The sequence below is a fragment of the Winogradskyella ursingii genome (assembly GCF_013403975.1).
Lineage (GTDB): Bacteria > Bacteroidota > Bacteroidia > Flavobacteriales > Flavobacteriaceae > Winogradskyella > Winogradskyella ursingii.
The window spans coordinates 664,520-684,889 of record NZ_JABFDH010000002.1 but is presented as its reverse complement, the minus strand read 5'-3'; the positions used below and the strand labels follow the sequence as shown (position 1 = coordinate 684,889).

The 20,370-nt window shown below is 33.7% G+C and carries 19 protein-coding genes and 1 pseudogene; 1 reads left to right on the top strand and 19 read right to left on the bottom strand.

Annotation, left to right across the window (positions count from 1 at the left end; genetic code table 11):
* Nucleotides 1–3: 3 nt before the first annotated feature.
* The 18 genes and pseudogenes from HM983_RS06815 to HM983_RS06735 all read right to left on the bottom strand — a co-directional run bounded on the left by HM983_RS06815 (nt 4) and on the right by HM983_RS06735 (nt 19,013).
* Nucleotides 4–1,101: an iron-containing alcohol dehydrogenase gene (locus HM983_RS06815; RefSeq protein ID WP_179344637.1), complete on the bottom strand. Its 1,098-nt coding sequence runs from the start codon at nt 1,099–1,101 to the stop codon at nt 4–6.
* Nucleotides 1,098–2,615 carry a xylulokinase gene (locus tag HM983_RS06810; RefSeq protein ID WP_179344636.1) on the bottom strand — a complete coding sequence of 506 codons (1,518 nt, stop codon included), beginning with the start codon at nt 2,613–2,615 and terminating at the stop codon, nt 1,098–1,100. Before HM983_RS06810 ends, HM983_RS06815 begins: the two co-directional genes overlap by 4 nt.
* 7 nt (nt 2,616–2,622) lie before the next feature.
* Nucleotides 2,623–3,453 (bottom strand): class II fructose-bisphosphate aldolase, encoded by an 831-nt coding sequence (locus tag HM983_RS06805; protein WP_179344635.1) that lies wholly within the window; start codon nt 3,451–3,453, stop codon nt 2,623–2,625.
* Between the two features lie 900 nt (nt 3,454–4,353).
* Nucleotides 4,354–5,277, bottom strand: a complete 924-nt coding sequence (locus tag HM983_RS06800) for a sulfotransferase domain-containing protein (protein WP_179344634.1) — start codon at nt 5,275–5,277, stop codon at nt 4,354–4,356.
* Between the two features lie 7 nt (nt 5,278–5,284).
* Nucleotides 5,285–6,583 carry an MATE family efflux transporter gene (locus HM983_RS06795; RefSeq protein WP_179344633.1) on the bottom strand — a complete coding sequence of 433 codons (1,299 nt, stop codon included), beginning with the start codon at nt 6,581–6,583 and terminating at the stop codon, nt 5,285–5,287.
* A 4-nt stretch (nt 6,584–6,587) separates the two neighbouring features.
* The gene (locus tag HM983_RS06790) at nt 6,588–7,841 is read right to left on the bottom strand and encodes a sulfate adenylyltransferase subunit 1 (protein ID WP_179344772.1); all 1,254 of its coding nucleotides are present in this window, start codon (nt 7,839–7,841) and stop codon (nt 6,588–6,590) included.
* Between the two features lie 54 nt (nt 7,842–7,895).
* Entirely contained in the window at nt 7,896–8,801 is a 906-nt protein-coding gene (gene cysD, locus HM983_RS06785) for a sulfate adenylyltransferase subunit CysD (protein WP_179344632.1), read from the bottom strand.
* On the bottom strand, nt 8,794–9,396 hold the full coding sequence (gene cysC / locus HM983_RS06780) for an adenylyl-sulfate kinase (protein WP_179344631.1): 603 nt from the start codon (nt 9,394–9,396) through the stop codon (nt 8,794–8,796). The genes cysD and cysC overlap by 8 nt, the downstream gene beginning before the upstream one ends.
* Nucleotides 9,396–9,809 (bottom strand): DUF2061 domain-containing protein, encoded by a 414-nt coding sequence (locus HM983_RS06775; RefSeq protein ID WP_179344630.1) that lies wholly within the window; start codon nt 9,807–9,809, stop codon nt 9,396–9,398. The genes cysC and HM983_RS06775 overlap by 1 nt, the downstream gene beginning before the upstream one ends.
* Nucleotides 9,810–10,544 carry a 3'(2'),5'-bisphosphate nucleotidase CysQ gene (gene cysQ / locus HM983_RS16035; protein WP_246277484.1) on the bottom strand — a complete coding sequence of 245 codons (735 nt, stop codon included), beginning with the start codon at nt 10,542–10,544 and terminating at the stop codon, nt 9,810–9,812.
* Between the two features lie 72 nt (nt 10,545–10,616).
* Nucleotides 10,617–11,456, bottom strand: a pseudogene (rfbD, locus tag HM983_RS16030) (dTDP-4-dehydrorhamnose reductase); the annotation flags it as partial.
* On the bottom strand, nt 11,453–11,998 hold the full coding sequence (rfbC, locus tag HM983_RS06765; RefSeq protein ID WP_179344628.1) for a dTDP-4-dehydrorhamnose 3,5-epimerase: 546 nt from the start codon (nt 11,996–11,998) through the stop codon (nt 11,453–11,455). The gene rfbC and the pseudogene rfbD, both read right to left, overlap by 4 nt.
* 4 nt (nt 11,999–12,002) lie before the next feature.
* On the bottom strand, nt 12,003–12,866 hold the full coding sequence (gene rfbA / locus HM983_RS06760) for a glucose-1-phosphate thymidylyltransferase RfbA (protein ID WP_179344627.1): 864 nt from the start codon (nt 12,864–12,866) through the stop codon (nt 12,003–12,005).
* Entirely contained in the window at nt 12,863–13,870 is a 1,008-nt protein-coding gene (rfbB, locus tag HM983_RS06755) for a dTDP-glucose 4,6-dehydratase (RefSeq protein ID WP_179344626.1), read from the bottom strand. Before rfbB ends, rfbA begins: the two co-directional genes overlap by 4 nt.
* Nucleotides 13,867–14,922 carry a hypothetical protein gene (locus HM983_RS06750; RefSeq protein WP_179344625.1) on the bottom strand — a complete coding sequence of 352 codons (1,056 nt, stop codon included), beginning with the start codon at nt 14,920–14,922 and terminating at the stop codon, nt 13,867–13,869. The genes rfbB and HM983_RS06750 overlap by 4 nt, the downstream gene beginning before the upstream one ends.
* Nucleotides 14,923–14,925: 3 nt before the next feature.
* A complete protein-coding gene (locus HM983_RS06745) occupies nt 14,926–16,614 on the bottom strand; it encodes a DUF6909 family protein (RefSeq protein WP_179344624.1) in 1,689 nt (562 codons plus the stop codon).
* A gap of 27 nt (nt 16,615–16,641) precedes the next feature.
* A complete protein-coding gene (locus tag HM983_RS06740) occupies nt 16,642–18,144 on the bottom strand; it encodes a GH3 auxin-responsive promoter family protein (RefSeq protein ID WP_179344623.1) in 1,503 nt (500 codons plus the stop codon).
* The gene (locus HM983_RS06735) at nt 18,144–19,013 is read right to left on the bottom strand and encodes a M23 family metallopeptidase (protein ID WP_179344622.1); all 870 of its coding nucleotides are present in this window, start codon (nt 19,011–19,013) and stop codon (nt 18,144–18,146) included. The genes HM983_RS06740 and HM983_RS06735 overlap by 1 nt, the downstream gene beginning before the upstream one ends.
* 113 nt (nt 19,014–19,126) lie before the next feature.
* On the opposite strand from HM983_RS06735, the gene tatA reads away from it, so the two are divergent.
* Nucleotides 19,127–19,315 carry a twin-arginine translocase TatA/TatE family subunit gene (gene tatA, locus HM983_RS06730; protein WP_179344621.1) on the top strand — a complete coding sequence of 63 codons (189 nt, stop codon included), beginning with the start codon at nt 19,127–19,129 and terminating at the stop codon, nt 19,313–19,315.
* 62 nt (nt 19,316–19,377) lie between these two features.
* Here tatA and HM983_RS06725 read toward each other — a convergent pair whose 3' ends face one another.
* Nucleotides 19,378–20,358, bottom strand: a complete 981-nt coding sequence (locus tag HM983_RS06725; protein ID WP_179344620.1) for a DUF4837 family protein — start codon at nt 20,356–20,358, stop codon at nt 19,378–19,380.
* Nucleotides 20,359–20,370: the final 12 nt, after the last annotated feature.

The following is a 20,370-nucleotide window of genomic DNA, read 5'->3' as shown; positions in this document are numbered from 1 at the left end:
TTTTTATAATGAATTTGTTAAAATGTTATATATTGTATTAGTATCCTGATAACATGGGTCTGCTGAAACGTTTCCTGTTACACTTTCAGATATTTCCTTAATCTGATTTCTTTTAATACCTAAATCTGCAATTGAATAATCTATACTTAGTTCATCTTTTATAAAGGCTATTTTTTCTAAAAATTCATGTACAGCCATATCCAAATCTTCAGCTAAAGTCTTTAGTTCTTTTAAGTTTATTTCAGCTAAATGCTTTAACCACCCTTTATAAATAGCAATTAAACCCTGTGCATGACTAGTATTCGTTAGAGGTCCAATAACGTATTGTATCCTATGAGGTAAGCATGTCGAGCTATATGCTAAATTAAGACCCATTAATGCCGATGATATAGCTATTTTTTCCATAGCATAGATGTCATTATCCTTGCAAGCTGGAATTAAATATTTGAAAATATTTTTAATACAACTAACGGATTGATTTCTAACCAATGGATTGCTTTTTTTAGATATGTAAGTTTCAATAGCGTGGGTTAAACAATCAAAGCCAACCTCTGCTTTTAACTTAAAAGGACAGTTATTATGAAATTTCGCGTCAATTAAGACATTATCTGGCTGTACTATTTCTCCTCTTATTCCTCCTTTTATATTGTTATAGTTATCATAAATTATTGCTCCAAAGGACAATTCTGCTCCAGTTCCTGCTGTGGTGGGAATGGCTGTTACATTTATCTTCTTACCCGGCATATCCGCTTTTTTATAGAATATGTCTCTATAGTCAATACCTTCAAAAGAAACAGAAAGTGCTTTGGCGGCATCAATAACAGAGCCACCACCAATAGCAATAATATTATCGAGTTTCTTATTTTTCAACTCATCGATTATTTGATTTAAATCTTCAAATGGAGCATCTGGTCTTATATGTTTATATATATGTAAATTGCTTGTAAGCCTTAAGTCTTCAAAAATTGAATGAAGATTGAAGTTTTCCATTATAGTATTCGATACTAAAATTACAACTTCAGCACCTAAATTAAATTCTTTAAATATTTCGGTTGAAATCGGAGCAAGTAAAACCTTTGGCTTTAAATAATATTGCGTCATAGATTACTAATTGTTTCAGATGAATAAGATTGGACTCGTTTTCGTATATTCAAATGATCGTTGTATACGGGTAACAGTTTTTGATTTAATCTTTTATAAAAGTCGAAAAACTCACTATAGATTTCATGATTCTCTTTTGAAGGATTAATAATTTTTCTAACTTTAATTATCTTTGATGCAGCCTCTTCAATTGAATTGAATTTATTTAAGCTCACTAGCAATAAAATAAATGCGCCTACGGCTGTGCTTTCAAAATTCTCTATGACTTTGATTCTCTTATTTGTGACATCTGCTTTAATTTGATTTACTATATCAAATCTTGCTAAGCCTCCACTTACAGACATTGAGTCAATTTCAACCCCATTTGAAATTATTAATTGTAATAAATCATTTGAAACAAATGCCGTGGATTCAAACACAGCTCTTGAAAATTCTTTAATAGTGCTACCTCTATCAATCCCAAAAAAAACACCTCGTGCATTTGGGCTTTTAAAAGGTGATCGTTCTCCAAGCATATAAGGTAAGAACACGATTCCATGAGCTCCTATTGAAATTTCATTCGCATTGTTTTCCATTACGGAATAAACATCCTTGTTTTTCTCATCGTAGAATGCTTGCTTTAACCATTCTATAATTCCGCCCCCAAGATTGTTTGATGCACCGATTAAATATTTCTCGAAATTACCTAGTTTTTGTGACAATATTGAGCCTTCTAACTTCTCTAAACCTGAATTTGAAAGAACCCTCACAGAGGTAACAGTGCCAGAAACATCACAAGCGGTATTCTCTTCACCATCATATGAACCAATAACAGCGCATATTGCATCGTATGTCGTAAGGACATATTTGGTGTTGGATCCAAATTTGAAATTGCTTTTTACATTATTTAAAATAGATGTTTCGAAACCTATATCTTCAACTTTTGGAAGTGTTTTTGGATCAACACCTACTTTATTAATAACATTTTTTAAATATGTTTTATTCTCATAAAGTCCCTTACTTGCATTCAAGGAATCTGTAAATATTTCGCCAGTAAAATAATGGTTCAAAAATTCTCCGGCTCCTAGCCAATAACTAACATTATCAAATTGCTCTGTTTTGTTTCTCTTATACCAAAGAGCTTTGGGTATTACCGAGGAAGCTGGGCAACTTAGTTTTGACTCAAGATTTTCTGATCTTAATATTTTCTCAATCTCTTCTGCTTCAGACGCAGCTCTCTTATCTGAAACCATCATAACTTTGGTTATCGGTTCACCAACTTCATTTGCACCATAAATACATGAAGAGCTAGTTGTTGATGTGATAAATTCAATTTTATCGTTTAAAATATCAATAGACGCTATTTCTTCTAAGATGTCTTCCAGTTTTTTTTTCCATTCTTTGGCATCTTGTTCTACTCTGTCACCTATTAATTTTGAATATACCGCTCTAGAAGAAGAGTAGACCTGTTTACCATCTTCATTAAATACTATACCGCGAATTGATTTTAGACCTAAATTTATTACTAGATACATTGATTCTTTATTTTGTATATTTTATTAAATAATCTTCAAAAACTGAGGACAAACCCTCTATCATCATATTGCTAAAAGAAATCTCATTATACAGCTCGTTTTTGGATAGATATAAATTTAAAATATCCATTGTATTTTTCTTCAATTGAGTTGAAACGTTAATTTTCACAACACCATATCCAATAGCCTCTCGTATCACTTTGTCAGGAAGTCCTGTGCCACCATGTAATACAAATAACTGGTCATTGCTTAGGTTAAGACTAGCTTCTCTCAAGATGTCTAATTTAAGCCCATCTAAGTCACTATAAAAACCATGAGCATTGCCGATACCTAATGCCATTAAGTCTATTTCTGTTTCATTGACGTATTTTTGGATTTCGGCTATTTCAGCATAAGATGAACCCTCATCTCCAAAACCATCCTCAACACCAGAAACTTTTCCTAATTCGCCTTCAACTAAGCACCCTTTCTTAGAAGCATAATCTTTTATTATTTTAGAATTTTCAATATTTAAATTAAGATTAAAAGCAGAGCCATCATACATAACTGAATCAAACCCCAAATCGACACAATATTTTATATAATCTAAATCTATACAGTGGTCTAAGTGGAAGTAAGTGAAATTGTTGGAAAATTGTTTGACAATATATTCCATTCCATACTTCTCGTCCAAAAACCGAAGGTACCTTTCTGAAAATTGAACAATTAAAGGTGTTTCAAGTTTTTTTGAAACCAATCTAGCGGCCTCAAGCTGATAGGAGTTTTGTAAATTAAATGCCATTATAGATTTCTCGTTTTTACGAAAATCTGACAATAATTCTTTTAACTTTTGTTTCATTCTTATTAACTTATTGTCTAAATAGTTAGGGTTTTGAATATATAAAACTGCTTATTTCTTGAAATTGAATTGTTTGATGTGTCGCAAAAGTAGTATAATAGATCCCTTTTACAAGATTTGTTTTATTTTTTAAACGAAATTCTTTCAAATTGTATGTTCAATTTCTAAATATAAATTTCCAAGATGATATCTATTTCGTATTTCATCTAGACACTACTGGTAATTAATTCAGATAGATTCTTTTTAAAAAGAATTTATTGTCAATTCAACTTGGTTTTGTATAGTTTTTAAACTGTGATATTTTCGACCATATAAAACACATTTCTTTTCATATTTGTTAGAGATTTCTTCAAGGTCTCCCAAATTTTTTACCAAAATCACATGTTAATGATTTTTTCTAATTTATATCTATTCTCGGTACTCTCTTGATGATCAAAATACTGAACAATTATTAAATTTTTGTCTTCTACTGGTTTAATGTCATAATGCGCTGGCCAACTGTTATGACCTAAAATATTAATTACCATCTTCCTTGCTCTGATATTACATTTTAGATTTATTCAAGTATAAACTCACATGAATTTTCGATAGGTGCTAAGATTCCTTGATAAAGTATATTATACGAGCTCTCTTATCGGATGACCTTAGGATATCTGACATCAAATTCTAGAGAATTTTCTAGTTATAGTGCTCGCATACATGGAACTGCTAATGCCTGTAACAGAAAATCTTATCCTTCCATTTAGCTATAGAGATATTACTCCTGTAGATATATGAGATGTTCTACTTGCAAATCAATGTGGTCGAACATGCTCTAAACTTGTCTTTTTTTCATTATGACTGTTCAGTCCAACAGCTAGCTATTAGGAAAACCCCACAGTTTGCTTAAATTATTATTAACTACTGTTCTGTTTTCAAATAACTGATGCCTTGTTTTTGAATTAAGCTCTCTATATAAAGCCATTCGTCATCTAATTTATGCTTAGAAATAACCCGTTTAAATTTACTTAATTGCGATTTGTTAAAATTAAATATGTTTTTTGGCTTAAACATTTCAACAGACAATTCGTTCTCTTTTTGATCCAAAAAGCGCATTACGTCTTTAATCGCTTCATTTTTGTTTATCATTAAATATTCGTAGCACAGAAATAAATCGCTTTGTAATTCTATGCTTTTAAGAGCGTGATAATTAGACAGAGTATATACAATTGTGAATTTTTCAAAATTAGTCATTAAAAGCCTGTCTTTCCAACTACCAATATTTAGGTTGGGCTTACCCAAAGAATTATTTATCCAAGTGAGTTCACTATTTAAGCTAAAAAAAAGCGTTTTTGAAAAAAACATTGCTTTTATAGTTTTTTTAAATATGTTCGTACTCATTTTACTCACCTTAACCATAGAATTATAAACATCTAAAGGGTGTCTAATAATATGAACATTTTTATTGTTGAATTGCTTTTTTATAATATCTAGATGAAAGTGAAGACGGTTTGTTTGTAGGCAAATTTCTTCTTCTTGATTATTAAATTGATTTATGTAATCCAGCAATTGAACAAATCCGTTTATTCCTTTATTATCTTTGTTCGGGTGTCTTAACAGTAATAGTTTTAATTCAGTTTCCCCAAGGTTGATATATTCGTTCCATAATTCCACATTATGGAGATCTGATTTTTTGCCTTTTTCTTTATTTATAAATTGTGCCAAATAAGGGTTCAAAGGCTCATAAAACACTTTGTAGTTTTCTAATATTGAACTTTTTAGAAGTCCCCAAAAGAAAGTTGTCCCACTTCTATAATAACCATTAACGATGAGTTTTATCGGCATGTATGAATTAATTTAAGAACGTTTTAACCTTGTCTTTTTTGAATAAGTAAATAGCTCCAAGAATATTCCAAAGAATTAGACTAAAACTAGTTGCCAGGGCTGCACCAATCATATTATATTTTGGTATTAAAATCAAATTTAAAATCAAATTTATGACGAATGCTAACACCAATATTATCTGATATACATTTTGTTTCCCGGTCATGTTAAAATACATACCAACAGAACCACAAAACGCGTTTATCGATTGACCAACCAACAAGACCAGTAAGGTTGTTGAGGCGTTCATGTATTCTTTGCCAAACAATTTCAATATAAAATTTGAAAATAAAAAAAGAAATATAATAATGGGAATTGTTAGAATGAATATTAACCTAGTTGAAGCTTTTAATTGAATCTTAAGTTCTTCAAACTTCCTTAAAGAAAACATTTCTGCAATTTTGGGCGCATATACAGCGTTAACGGACGACAGAACTAATGATATAGCAGTAGTGATTTTGATCGCAATTGAATAGTGTGCTATAACGTCATAATCATTATATTTTTTTAGAATTATCACATCAACACTTTGCATTAGAAGTAAAGATACCAAGCTTACAGACATCGGGTAAGATCTGAGAAATATTTTTTTGAAAGAAATATTTTTAATTCGAGTTACCCTTTTAAATTGGGACTTCACGGATAATAATATTAAAGAAGTTATTAGGGCCAAGAATATGAAATTTAACAGAAACACATCTACAATCTCTACCTTTATTTGAAAAAAATGAAAGAGTACCACGGCTATTAAAAAAAAAATAAATCGGAAAATATTCCTCAAATACTCAGATAGCTCTATCATATTTAACCCTCTTAAAGTATCTATATTTAGAATTGTTATTCCATAGAAGAAAAGAATGCTAAACGTCTTTAATATTAGAACATTAATATCAGGTGTGTCAAAGAATTTATCGACAAGACTAAATGACCATAAATTATATACCAATAATATCAATAATGATATTGATAACAATATCAAAACCATCTTTTTATGAATAACAAATAGCGATCCTATTATTTTTTTCCCCTTTAAGTAACCAGAATAATAGATAATAGACTCGTTCATTCCCAGTAAACAAAAAGTCCCAAATAAGCTCAGAATAGATTTGGAAAAATCATAAGCCCCAACATTAGAAGCACTGTAATAGTTTGTAATGAATAATGAAAGTCCAAAAAATAGTACAACACCTAAAACCCGAATCAATAGTACCTTTAGGCTTTTTTTTATTAAAGGATTTTCTTTTATTCTATTGACAAGATCGAACATACAATTAAACTATCATACCAGCAGCAACAGTTTCATTGGTCATTTCGTCAACCAAAATAACGCTACCTGTTGTTCTGTTTTCTCTGTAGGAATCTATCATTAATGGTTTTGTAGTCCTAATCTTAACTTTACAGATATCATTCATGTTTAAAGATTTGTCATCTTCAATTCTTCCTAGAGTTTCAATATTTATCTTATAGACTACGTCCTTTATCATTGCTTTTTCTTCATTGGAAGTGTGCCTTACCAAATACTTTGCCCTCGGTTTTGCTGGTTCATTATGTAACCAACATAGCATCATCTCAATATCTTGACTTGCTTCGGGTTTATTATTAGTACGTACAATCATGTTACCACGACTAATATCGATATCATCCTCTAATGTCATTGTAACAGACATTGGCGCAAAAGCTTCTTTAAATTCACCTTCAAAAGTGTCTATTTTCTTTATTTTAGAAGTAAAACCAGATGGCATTGCTGTAATTTCATCACCAACCCTAAACACTCCACTTGCTACTCTACCAGCATAACCTCTATAGTCTCTGTGCGATTCGTTTTGAGGGCGAATTACAGTTTGTACAGGAAAACGTGCATCAATTTTGTTGATATCACTACTGATGTGAAGCGTTTCTAACGTATGCAGCAATGGTGCGCCTTGGTACCATTCCATATGCTTAGAACGGTTAACAACATTATCTCCATTCAATGCGCTTATGGGTATAAAACGAATGTCTTTAATCAATAATTTGGACGAAAATTGCTCGAATTGGTCAATTACTTTGGTATAGGTTTCTTCTGAATGATCGACCAAATCCATTTTATTGATGCAAACTATGATGTGTGGAATCTGAAGCAACGAAGCAATAAACGCATGGCGTTTTGTCTGTTCTATGACCCCATGTCTAGCATCGACCAAAATAATGGCTGCATTTGCAGTTGAGGCACCAGTAACCATATTGCGAGTGTATTGAATATGTCCTGGAGTATCTGCTATGATGAATTTACGCTTTGGTGTGGTAAAATATCTGTAAGCAACATCAATGGTAATTCCTTGTTCTCTTTCGTCACGCAAGCCATCTGTAAATAAAGCTAAATCAACTCCGTTATGACCTTTTCTTTTACTCGTGTTTTCAATGGACTCCAATTGGTCTTCAAAAATAGATTTTGAATCGTATAGCAATCGACCGATGAGCGTACTTTTGCCATCGTCCACACTACCTGCTGTGGTAAAACGTAATAATTGATTATTATCTATCATCTTTTTCTCAATGAGATGCTGAAACAAGTTCAGCATGACAATTTATTTAAACCCTTAAAAATACCCTTGTCGTTTTCTGTCTTCCATTGCAGATTCCGAACGCTTATCATCGGTTCTGTTGCCGCGCTCCGTTTGTCGCATGGTGGATACTTCGTTTACTATTTTTTCTAATGTGTCTGCTTCTGACTCTAACCCTCCTGTAATTGTAATATCACCCAGCGTTCTGAATCTGATTTTTTTATGTTGAATTTCCTCAGAATCTTCCAACTTTAAAAATTCAGAATTTGGTATCCATGAATTATGTCTCCAAACCACTTCTCTTTCATGGGCAAAATATAAACTTGGAATGGATAGATTTTCTTTCAGAATATAATTCCAAACATCCATCTCTGTCCAGTTGCTTATTGGGAAAGCTCTAAAATGTTCTCCTTCAAAATGTTTTCCGTTAAAAATGTTCCACAGTTCTGGACGCTGATTTTTTGGATCCCATTGTCCAAAATCGTCTCTATGCGAAAAGAATCGCTCTTTGGCTCTTGCTTTTTCCTCATCACGTCTTCCGCCTCCAATGGCACAATCTATTTTGTTGGTTTCAATTGCATCTAAAAGTGTAGTGATCTGAAGTGAGTTTCGAGTGGCATTTTTTCCCCGTTCTTCGGCCACACGTCCATCGTCAATAGCCTCTTGAACTGAACCCACAATGAGATTGACTCCCAATTCTTCAATAAGTTTGTCTCTAAATTGAATCGTTTCAGGAAAATTATGACCAGTATCTACATGCATTAAAGCAAATGGAATTTTCGCCGGATAAAACGCTTTACGCGCCAAATGTGTTACTACAATTGAGTCTTTTCCACCTGAAAACAAAATGACAGGATTCTGAAACTGGGCCCAAACTTCCCTTAGCACAAAAATGGCTTCGCTCTCTAATTCGTCTATATAGTTTAAGTAATATTTAGACATCTTTAAGTTTTAATTTTTCGGCGATGGTTTTCATAATTTTTTCAACAGCCTCTTCAACAGATTCTGCTTCAGTTCTTATCTCTACATCTGGCTGTTCTGGCGTTTCGTATGGTGCCGAAATTCCGGTCATATTCTTTATTTCTCCACTTCTAGCCTTTTTGTACAAACCCTTTACGTCTCGCCTTTCACATTCTTCCAAACTTGTATTCACAAAAATCTCGACAAAGTTAACATCTTTAACGACAGAGCGAATAGCTTCTCTATCTTTTTTATAAGGTGAAACAAATGCCGAAATCACAACTAGACCTGCGTCCACCATTAAATTAGATACCTCAGCGATACGCCTAATGTTTTCGGTTCTGTCTTTTGGCGAAAAACTAAGATCTTTGTTTAGGCCAGTTCTTACATTGTCTCCATCCAAAATGTAGGTCTTAACATCTTTTTTGTTCAGCTCTATTTCCAGAGCATTGGCGATTGTAGATTTACCAGATCCCGACAGACCCGTGAACCAAATTAGAAAAGACTTATGATTATTTGATATTTCCCTATCGGCACGTGAAACCCCAAAATTATGTGACGTAATATTCTTACTCATTAAAATTTATTATCTCTTTCCGATAAACCGTAATTTGCACGATACCAGATTTTTTCGTGAAGATAGTACAATGCCATTTTTGTAACAACCTCAACAGCACCAATTTTTAGTCCCGTAACTGGGTTGCCTGTAATTATCCACGCAATTAACATGGTGTCTAAAGTTCCTACAATTCTCCACGTGATTGTTTTATATATGTGACGTTTATTGGCGTTTTTTATTGTTGAATTAAACCAAAATCTTTCATGAAAATAATATAATATCATTTTTGTAACCACTTCTATAAACCCAATCTGAATACCAAACAACGGACTGCCAGAAATAAGCCATGATAGAATTATGGTATCCAAGGTACCGATAACTCTCCAAGTAAAGGTCTTAAGAATATGTCTTTTGCGTGAATTATCTTTCATTTAAGACACTATAAACCATGGGTTTAGTAGATTTTCTTTGTTGTAAAGCAGCGGTTTATTGGTTTCTTTAGAAATTACTTGGACGCCAACTGCATTGCAAATTGCTTGCCCGGCTGCGGTGTCCCATTCCATTGTAGGTGCGAATCTTGGATAAATATCTGCTTCCCCTTCAGCAATTAGGCAAAACTTTAAAGAACTTCCTTTTGAAACTATTTCGACGTTATTTTTTTGTGCTTTTAAATCTTCAACATAATCCAGGGTTTCTTGGTTCATGTGAGAGCGACTCCCAACAACTCTAATTTTTGATTTTGCTGAATTGGATTTATTCAAGCTTTCAACAGTCTCGAAAATTTTAGAGATTTCCATATCGTGTGAATCCAAAACTTTTTTGAAAGCTTGTTTTTCTTCAACATTGCCAACATAAAGTGTTTTAGTAACTGGAACATAAATCACTCCAAGAACTGGTTGTCCGTTTTTTACCAAGGCAATATTTACTGTAAATTCTCCATTACGCTTAATAAACTCTTTGGTGCCATCAACAGGATCCACAATCCAACAGGTTTCCCATGTTTTTCTTATACTGTAATCGGTTTGCTTATTTTCCTCGCTTATGATTGGAAATTCTGTATTTCTTAGATACGAATTGATTACTGCATTGGCATTTTTGTCCGCCTCTGTTAATGGTGACTTATCATCTTTATACTCTACGGCAATTTCAGAATCATAAATCTTCATTATAGCTTTACCAGCATCTAGGGCCGCTTTAATTGCTATGTTTAGATTGTTTTTTGACGTAAGATTGCCTATGCATTGAGCGAGACTTTCTTTCCAATTAGGAATTTCAATATTTAATTCTCTCTGGATTTTTGAACTGTCCAAAACGCTATAATTAGGTCTGATTGCCGGTGTGGGATAAGCCTTGGATAGAATTTTGTTCAATTTAATTTTATTGTTACTTAAATTAAAAACCTCTTTTGCAAAATCGTGCCAACTACACTGTCCTCTGTTACTAAAATGATACATGCCATAGTTATTGCTTTGAGTATATACAAATTTTAATATGGCGTCCGCCAGATTTTTAGCGTATGTTGGACTACCTATTTGATCTCCAACAATGCTTAATTCATCTTTTTTTTGTACAAGGTTGAGCATTGTTTTCACAAAATTACTTCCGTATTCTGAATACAACCAAGATGTTCTGATAATAAAGTGTTGGTCTAAAATTTCAGTGACAATATTTTCTCCTTCGAGTTTGGTTTTGCCATAAATTCCTAAGGGGTTCGTTTTAGAGTTTTCAGCATAAGGTATGGAACGTTTTCCGTCAAAAACAAAATCTGTTGAAATGTGAATTAATATAGCTCCATTTTTCAGGCACGCATTAGCTAAGTTTTTTGGACCTTCAATATTAACTTCAATTGCTTCGTCAATATTGGTCTCTGCTTTATCTACCGCTGTGTAAGCTGCACAGTTGATACAATAGTCAATTTTGTATACTGAACTAAAAAAAGAATTTACTTTTATATTGTTAGTAATATCTAATTCTGTAGATGATTTAAAAATGAACTTAAAATTCGAATATTTTGAGGATGCATCTCGAATGCACTGCGCCAACTGGCCACCTTTTCCCGTGACAAGTATGGTTTTCATGATTTTAAATCTTTAAAATTTGGTAACGATAAATCTTTTTCTGAAAGAATAAATTCTTTTTCTGATAATCGCCAATCGATATTGAGAAGTGGGTCATTGTACATAATTCCGCTTTCTGAACTTTTATTGTAATAATTATCACATTTGTAGCTAAAAAGTGTCTGGTCTTCTAAGACCACAAACCCATGGGCAAAACCCCTAGGTACGAACAGCTGATTTTTGTTTTTTTCTGAAAGTTCTACTGAAAAATGTTTCCCGAAAGTTTCTGAATTTTTTCTGAGATCCACAACTACATCCAACACGCTTCCCTTAATAACCCTTATTAATTTGGCCTGAGCGAATTCTCCTTGTTGAAAATGTAAACCCCTAAGCACACCTTTTGAGGAAAGTGATTCGTTGTCTTGAACAAAACAAATATCTAAACCTGTTTTATTCTTGAATTTTTCCTGATTAAAGCTCTCCATAAAATAACCGCGTACATCTTTAAAGATTCTTGGTTGAATTATAAAGCAACCCTCTAAACTTGTTTTAACGACTCGCATATTATTACTTGGAAATGATACTCAATAAATGTTTTCCGTATCCACTTTTTATCAATGGTTTTACAATTTTTTTGAATTGTTTTGTGTCAATATAGCCCATTTTGTAGGCCGCCTCTTCTATTGCTCCAATTTTTAACCCTTGCCTTTCTTCAATTACCTGAACAAACTGGGATGCCTGCATAAGCGATTTAAAAGTTCCCGTGTCTAACCAAGCTGTGCCTTTGTCCAAGACGCTAACCTTAAGCTTACCTTGTTGCAAGTATATTTTATTAACATCCGTTATTTCAAGCTCTCCCCTTTGACTGGGTTTTATGTTTTTAGCAATTTCTACAACAGAATTGTCATAGAAATAGATTCCGGGAACCGCAAAATTAGATTTTGGTTTTTTTGGTTTCTCTTCTATAGAAATGGCTATTCCGTGACTATTAAAATTGACTACTCCATAACGTTCTGGGTCAAGAACATGATAGGCATAAATGATTCCGCCATCTGGATTATTGTTTTTCTGAAGCAAATCTGCCAATCCAGTGCCATAAAATATATTATCCCCCAATATGAGTGCCACTTTATCGCTTCCTATGAAATCTTCTCCTATAACAAATGCCTCAGCTAATCCGTTAGGTTTTTCTTGGACTGCATATTCAAAATGGCAGCCATAATCTTTTCCATCACCTAATAATTTTTTAAAAAGCGGAAGGTCACTCGATGTTGAAATAATAAGTATTTCTTGTATTCCTGCCCACATCAATGTTGAAATGGGGTAATAAATCATAGGCTTGTCGTAAATAGGCATTAGCTGTTTACTCACGGCTAATGTAAGTGGATGAAGTCTAGTGCCTGAGCCACCAGCTAAAACAATACCTTTCATTTCTTATACTTTTTTAAATACCAATTTACTGTTTTAATAATACCTGTTTCAAAATTTTCATTAGCTTCCCAGCCAAGCTCATTTTCAATTTTATTGGCATCAATTGCGTACCTATAGTCGTGTCCTGGTCTATCCTGAACAAAAGTAATTTGCTCTGCATACGGAACAGTTTTCGGTTTTAATTTATCTAAAATATCACAAATTTTATTTGCTATGTATAAATTGTTTCTTTCGTTTTTACCTCCAATATTATATGTTTCTCCTGATTTACCTTTGTGAAAAACCAGGTCTATACCAGCACAGTGGTCTTCCACATACAACCAGTCTCTTACATTTTTTCCATCACCATAAATTGGAATCTTCTCATTGTTAATAGCTTTTCTTATAATTGTTGGAATCAACTTTTCGTCATGTTGTTTAGGCCCATAATTATTACTGCAATTAGTTGTCACTACATTCATTCCGTATGTATGATAGTAGCTTCTAACTATAAAGTCCGATGAGGCTTTTGACGCACTATATGGGCTATTGGGAGCATAAGGTGTCTGTTCTGTAAATAGCCCTTTTTTGCCTAAACTACCGTAAACTTCATCAGTTGAAATATGGTGGAATCTAGCATGTTCCATACCTTTATTGAAAATGAACGGTGCTTTCATCCAGAAATTTTTGGATACGTTTAATAAATTGAAAGTACCGTTTATATTTGTTCTAATAAATGTATTTGGATTTTCTATAGAGTTATCCACATGAGATTCTGCAGCAAAATGAATGACCCCAGATATGCTATATTTTTTAAATAATTGGTTTAAGAGCGCTGTATCGCAAATATCGCCTTTTACAAAAGTATATCTGTTGTTTCCCTCTAGTTCTGATAAATTAGAAAGCTCACCCGCATAAGTGAGCTTGTCTAAGTTTATTATACGAACAGTTGTATGATTTTTTAAAAAATAGATAATGAAATTCGAGCCAATGAAGCCCGCTCCACCAGTAACCAAAATAGTCATACTCTATTTTTTTTATACCTCGTAAGATAGGTATTTAAAGAAAGAAACATAAAAAACAAGAGCATTGAACTCACAAGGAATAATGGCAAAATAAACTTATAGCTTTCCGTTATGCCGTGCACCTCAACTCCTTTCGAAGGAAAGTCAGAAATCACATTTAGAATATTTGATTTATTTGCCCGTTGATTATTTAATTCCACTAACTTAGTTTTCAATTCTTCCATTTTGTCAATTAAGGCAATCTCCTTGTTTTCTTTTGTGCCATTTTCTCCTAAACTAATTGTTGTGCCTTCCATTGGGCGATCTAACTCTTTCATCATTACCTTTTTGTAGAATAATTGCAATGAGTCAATTTCAACTATTTGTTTTTTGTAAAGACTGTCTTGTAGTTGTATATTAATTTCACTTATGTCTTTTTGAAGATTAAAATATTCATTTTTTGAAATGGAATTAATAATAGCAGGTTGTGATTTTTTGGCAATCATTTTATCGGTTGCAATCACAGAAACAGTGTGGAAACGGGCATCATAAGAGTTAAAATTTTCAAGATATGCTTCTATATCAATAGCTTTTTGAGTTGTTGTATCCAAACTACGAACAAATCTATCAAACAACAATATTTTTTGGTTTTCATCAGAATAGGATTCGACACTAAATTCTTTTATAAATGCCGATTCACTTACAGGAATGTTCAAAGCTTCCGCAAGTGCTGTTGAGTCTTCAGCCTCCGCTAATTCATTATAAAAATCTATGTTATTATATAATTGTTGAACACTGTTAAAATTGGGTTCTAAAACCATGGTTGATATGTATCTCGTTTCAGTTTTTGTGTCAACAAAATACCCTACTAAAAAACCTATAATACCAACGATTGCAAATTTGACTAGATGTTTTTGGATAAAAAGCAAAAACAAAATAATAACATCAAATACAACTTTAAAAATACTTCCTATAAATTTTATCAAACGATTAAAGGCGTCTCCAATAATCTTAAACAACTGCCCTAAGTCAACTTCTTCGTTCTGTGACTCTTTTGGTAATTTCTCACTCATATTTTAAGAATTGAATATTTGTTCTAGTATTTTTTTTGTTATTACATATGTCGGTTTAACACCAGAGGCTCCCAAACCACCGGAAGCTAGAGTGCTCCCAGTTTCTAAAGGGTTATCACTAGCATAATAAGCATATCTCACTTTGACATCTTCATTAATACTCCCTCTAACTTTAGCGGCGGCTTGTATCGCTTTTTGGTAATGCGCACCTTCCATTTCCAGCCCAATCACATTCCAAGTTGAATTCTTAAAGAATTTTAAGATTTCTTTGTTCTGTAAAGATGTGCCTAAAACAGTGACCATTGTGCCCTCGTAAACATCTACTCCACAATCCTCTAGACACATTTTATTGAGTTCGTTATTAAAAGGGTAATTATCCGCTGTACCCTCAAAAATGTGTGCTGAAGGAATCATTATATCTCCCTTTCCTCCTTCTAAAATGCCTGCTTTTCCCATTATAGAAATGGACTTCACATCTAAATGAACTTGCCTGCCCTCAACCTTTATAGGTTTTAAAAACTCGTCTAATGTTTCATAAGCTTGCTCTCCAAAGGCATAATCCATAACAAATATAACTGCTTTCTTTTCTTTTTCAGTTTCAGAATATTTGAAATTTGTTTTGGAAAAGTCTATTCTGTCCGTATCAAATATTTGAACATCGATATTAGTACCTGAAGTATCTTTTATATAAATCATGCCATTTTGCAACGCTGCTTTATTCACTTTATTGCGCATGGCGGCATTTTTGGAATTGCTTAAAGCGGCATAAACTTCAAAAATATCCTTTTTAGCATCCACACCTTTTAATGTGGTGTGCGTAAATATAGAGTTCATAACACTATGCATATTGGCACTTATAATGTGAATAGGCCGCTCAAGCAATCCATTTTTATGGAGTACTGTTTTAATGGTGTTTGCCCAAATTTCTCCATGAATGTGATGACCTAAGCGTTCTCGCAATACTGGACTAAAAGTAATCGTTCTTTTGTTGTTATTTATTGTCTCTTCAATAGCTAACTTACCTAGCCAATATACTATGTGCAACAAACGCTCCGGCTGCTCTGTTGTTGCAAACTTGGGGTATGCCTCGGTAAGCTCATTAAATGTTCTTCCCAAAATATTAGCTGTATGAGTTATAGCTATTTCTCGTTCTTTTTGCGTGAGTTTTTTTCCTTTCTTCACAGCAGATTCAAGTTTTATCCAATCTCTAACCGTGGTACCTTCATCGTCAATAATTACACGTTTACTTATTTTGTGCGATTCAACGAAAAGAAAAGTGAGGTGTGTAAGAATATCATAAATCTCTGAGCGTCCTCTAGTAATTTCAATATTCATTTGCTCGTCATCTATACGATAACAATTTCGCCTCCTTTTCGGTGGAATTATAGGCGTGAAATGAGAATTTGTATAGCCTTCGTCACTTGTAAGATTAATGAATGTACATTCTTCAATACCATGAGGTAAACGATCTACAACGTACAATAACCCGTCCAGTTCCGCCTTTTCGTCACCTATTGAACCATAGATTTCCGGTCTTAAAAGCAAAAGGGATTCTCTTAGTGTCTCACCTGAAACACCCATGGGCTTATAAAACCCTCGATTAAAAAGGTGTCGCATGGTAATGTACATACGCTCAATTGCATTCGAACTCTCTTGAGCTCTCGTTCTTTCATGTCTTTTTATTCGGCTCATATCCGTATTTAGCGTGTAAATATAGGTTTATTTGATTAATTTTTGTTGATGAAGTGCGTCTGCAATTTTTCTGTCGTTGGCCAACCTTGGAATTTTATTTTGACCACCTAATTTACCTATGGATTTCATATAAGTTTGAAATCCGTCTTTTTTCACTTTTGATATTTTCAATGGCTTAAGAACTTTTCCCTTTATCAAATCAAAATAATAGCTGTTTTGTTGCTGTAGCGACGTGTCTAGGTTATCTATAAAACCATCGAGATTATCGGGTTCATTTTCGAACTCAATGAGCCATTCGTGGTATGGTAGACCTTTTTCTGGATTAATCTGTGGCGCAACTGTAAATTCATTCACGGAAATTAAAGTGTTCTCAGTAGCTTCTTTTAGGGCTTGCTCAACTTCCTTTCCTATAACATGTTCTCCAAATGCCGAAATAAAGTGTTTTATTCTACCGCTAACAACTATACGATACGGTTTAAGCGAGGTGAACATTACCGTATCTCCCAGGTTATAAGCCCAAAGCCCAGCAGTGGTTGAGATGACCATCACATAATTAACATCGATTTTAACATCTTTAATGGTTATTCGCTCAGATTTATCATCAAAAAATTTATCGGCTTCAACAAACTCATAAAATATACCTGAGTTGAGCTGTAGCAACATACCTTGTTCGTTCTGTTTGTCTTGAAACGCAAAAAATCCTTCACTCGCAGGATACAGCTCTATACTATCTACCTTTCTTCCGATTAAGCTTTCAAACTTGGCTCGATAAGGTTCATAATTAACACCACCAAAAATGAATAGGTTAAAATTCTTGAAAATCTCACCCACTTTTTTTCCTTTTTTTTCTATGAGTTTTTCGAAATACATTTGTACCCACGATGGTATCCCAGAAATCACTGTCATGTTTTCATCCATGGTTTCTTCAACTACAGCTTCAACCTTTGTTTCCCAATCCTCAATGCAATTGGTCTTTAAACTTGGCATTCTGTTTTTTTGAAGATATTTTGGAACATAATGCGCTACTATGCCTGAAAGTCTTCCGAGTTTTATGCCGTTCTGTTCTTCCAAAACTGGACTTCCTTGAAGAAAAATCATTTTACCATCAACAAATTTGGAGTTACCTGTTTCATTAATGTATAGTAAAATGGCATTTCTAGCTGCATTTACATGAGTCGGCATACTTTCAGCCGTGATAGGAATATATTTAGCTCCTGAAGTAGTGCCAGATGTTTTGGCAAAATAGAGCGGTTTTCCTTTCCAAAGCACATCTGCTTCTCCTTTTACTACACGCTCGACATAGAGTTTTAAATCTTCGTAATCTCTAATCGGTACCGCGTTTTTAAAATCTTCATAAGAATTTATAGATGAAAATTCATGGTCCTTACCAAACGAAGTGTTTTTTGCCTCACCTATTAAATGTTGAAAGACTTTTTGTTGGGTTTCAACAGGTTTTGAAGCCCACCGCTTAATACGAAAAGCAATGAATTTAGCAAATGGTTTTGATAGAGAAGCTTTAAATGACGGCATTACTGAAAATCAATAAAATTAGTTGGGTTCACGGGATAACCTTTACTCCAAAGTTCAAAATGCAAATGTGGCCCTGTGGTTAAATCACCGGTGTTTCCTGACATCGCAACCACCTCACCTGCTTTTACCAAATCGCCTTGTGATTTTGTAATTGAAGAATTATGCTTATAAACAGAAATGAGCTCTTGATTATGTTCGATTATAACAACATAACCGGTTTCTACTGTCCATTCGGCAAAAATGACTGTACCATCAGCCGTGGCTTTTACCGGTGTATTGTTTGGCACGACAACATCCACTGCGAAATGCTTATCTTCAATGTTATATGATTCTGAAATTGTGCCATTTACGGGTGGAAACAGTATATAGTTAGATTTGTCTCCGGCACCCTCAAATAAGTTGTATTTATCCTCTTTATCAACCTTCTCCCTTAAAATTGAATCTTCTTTATTCGTAGTTACGTCAATGATGCCAACATCATTTTTAGCAGCCTCTATTATAGAGTCCCTGTCGAATTCTACAGTAGAAACATCTCCTGTTAAAACTTTTCGGATTGAGGCGTAGTATTGCTTGTTTAGCTCTAATTCATTCACTAGGGAGTCAGTCTTGTAATTTAGATTAGATGCCTGTTTTTTTAATTGTGTAGAAGAATATCCTGGAATATATTCTCTAAGCGGTGTAAAAGCGATAAGTAGAATCGTGAAAAAAATCAGAAAAATAGCCGAAAGAGACACTAGTACAAATACGTTTAGCCTAGTGAGTTTAATAGCAAAGCGTTCTTCAAAAGTATCTTCGTTAAGCACGACCAAACGGTACTTGTGAAGCAGCTTCTTGGCTAGTTTCTTATCTTTCTTTCGCTTTTTTGCCATTAAAACAAAATTAGTTAAAATAGTGAAATAGCACGCTAATAAAGTCCTAAAGTTCAATTTAGAATACCGTTATTAAACTTTAATTACTAACTTTGCAATCTAAATCTAAAGTTATGAGTTTAAGCATAATCCCTTTATGGATAGGATGGCCACAAGTGGTCTTGATAGCAGTAGTTGTGCTATTGTTGTTTGGTGGCAAAAAAATCCCTGAATTAATGAAAGGCCTAGGAAGCGGTTTAAAAGAATTTAAAGACGCTAGCAAAGAGAACGATTCAACGTCTAAGGCGAAAGAAAAAGAATAAAAAAACCTATAGATAGTAAAAAAGCCAACTCAAATGAGTTGGCTTTTTTTGATTTAAATATCTTATTTAATTTCAATGGATTTTATGATAGCTTCCAGTTCAAAAATATATTCTCGTTTCTGTAGCGATGGTGCGTATACGTATCCGTCTGCAATGAGATAGCGATTATTAATTTTATCTTCAATAGCGTAGGTTACAAATGGTCCAGCCATGTATGCGCCTTTAACTTCCCAAACACCCCTAACCTCATAAGCGGGCTTATTGTCAATTATAGTTTCAAAAAGTGATGGTGCATAGGCATCTTCCACGGTCATGTAAATATCATCCTCACCCGGGATTTTTGTCTTGGTGACCTCATCTCTCATTTTTATAATGTCTACAATAGTACTATCTTCTTTACTAATAGTTTCTAGCGGAACTTCGTAAAACATGAGATCCATTGTTTTGGTGTTGCTTAAGCTCTTTCGAACCCAGAAAAAATCATCCGTAGATTTACCAATTTTATAAGCCGAAGGAATATCAATTGTGAAACCAAGTTTGGTTTCCATAGCATTATCATCCAATAGAGATTTATTGATGCGTCTTTGCTTTTCTTTTACTTCCTCTTTATTAAAAGCGTCAATGATTTTGTCCTCATTAGCTTTGAGCACATCAATAATTTCAGCATTAGTTTTTCCACTTACTATAACAACAGTTTGAGGTTTTGCAAAAGCATCTTCTGCAATCCTGGCAGAAGCTTCATCTGTACCTTTCTCTATTTTTAAAACTATGCGACTGTAAGCGGCAAAGCCCGTAAATACTTCTGGCGGAATCTGACGCATTGAAAATAACGGCTCGTCCTGTGGCAATCCCTCTAAAGGTGCCGCAAAAATCGTTCTGATTTCCTCGCCTACGCTACCCTCCCATAGTTGATTGTCCACAACAACTGAAATATTATTGAGATTACCATTGGAGTCTGGCAAATATCGTTGATCCCCTTTTTTATTTTCCTCGCCACAGGATAATAATAAAAAGCAGCACAACACGGTGTAAAAAACTTTCATAACTAATATTTT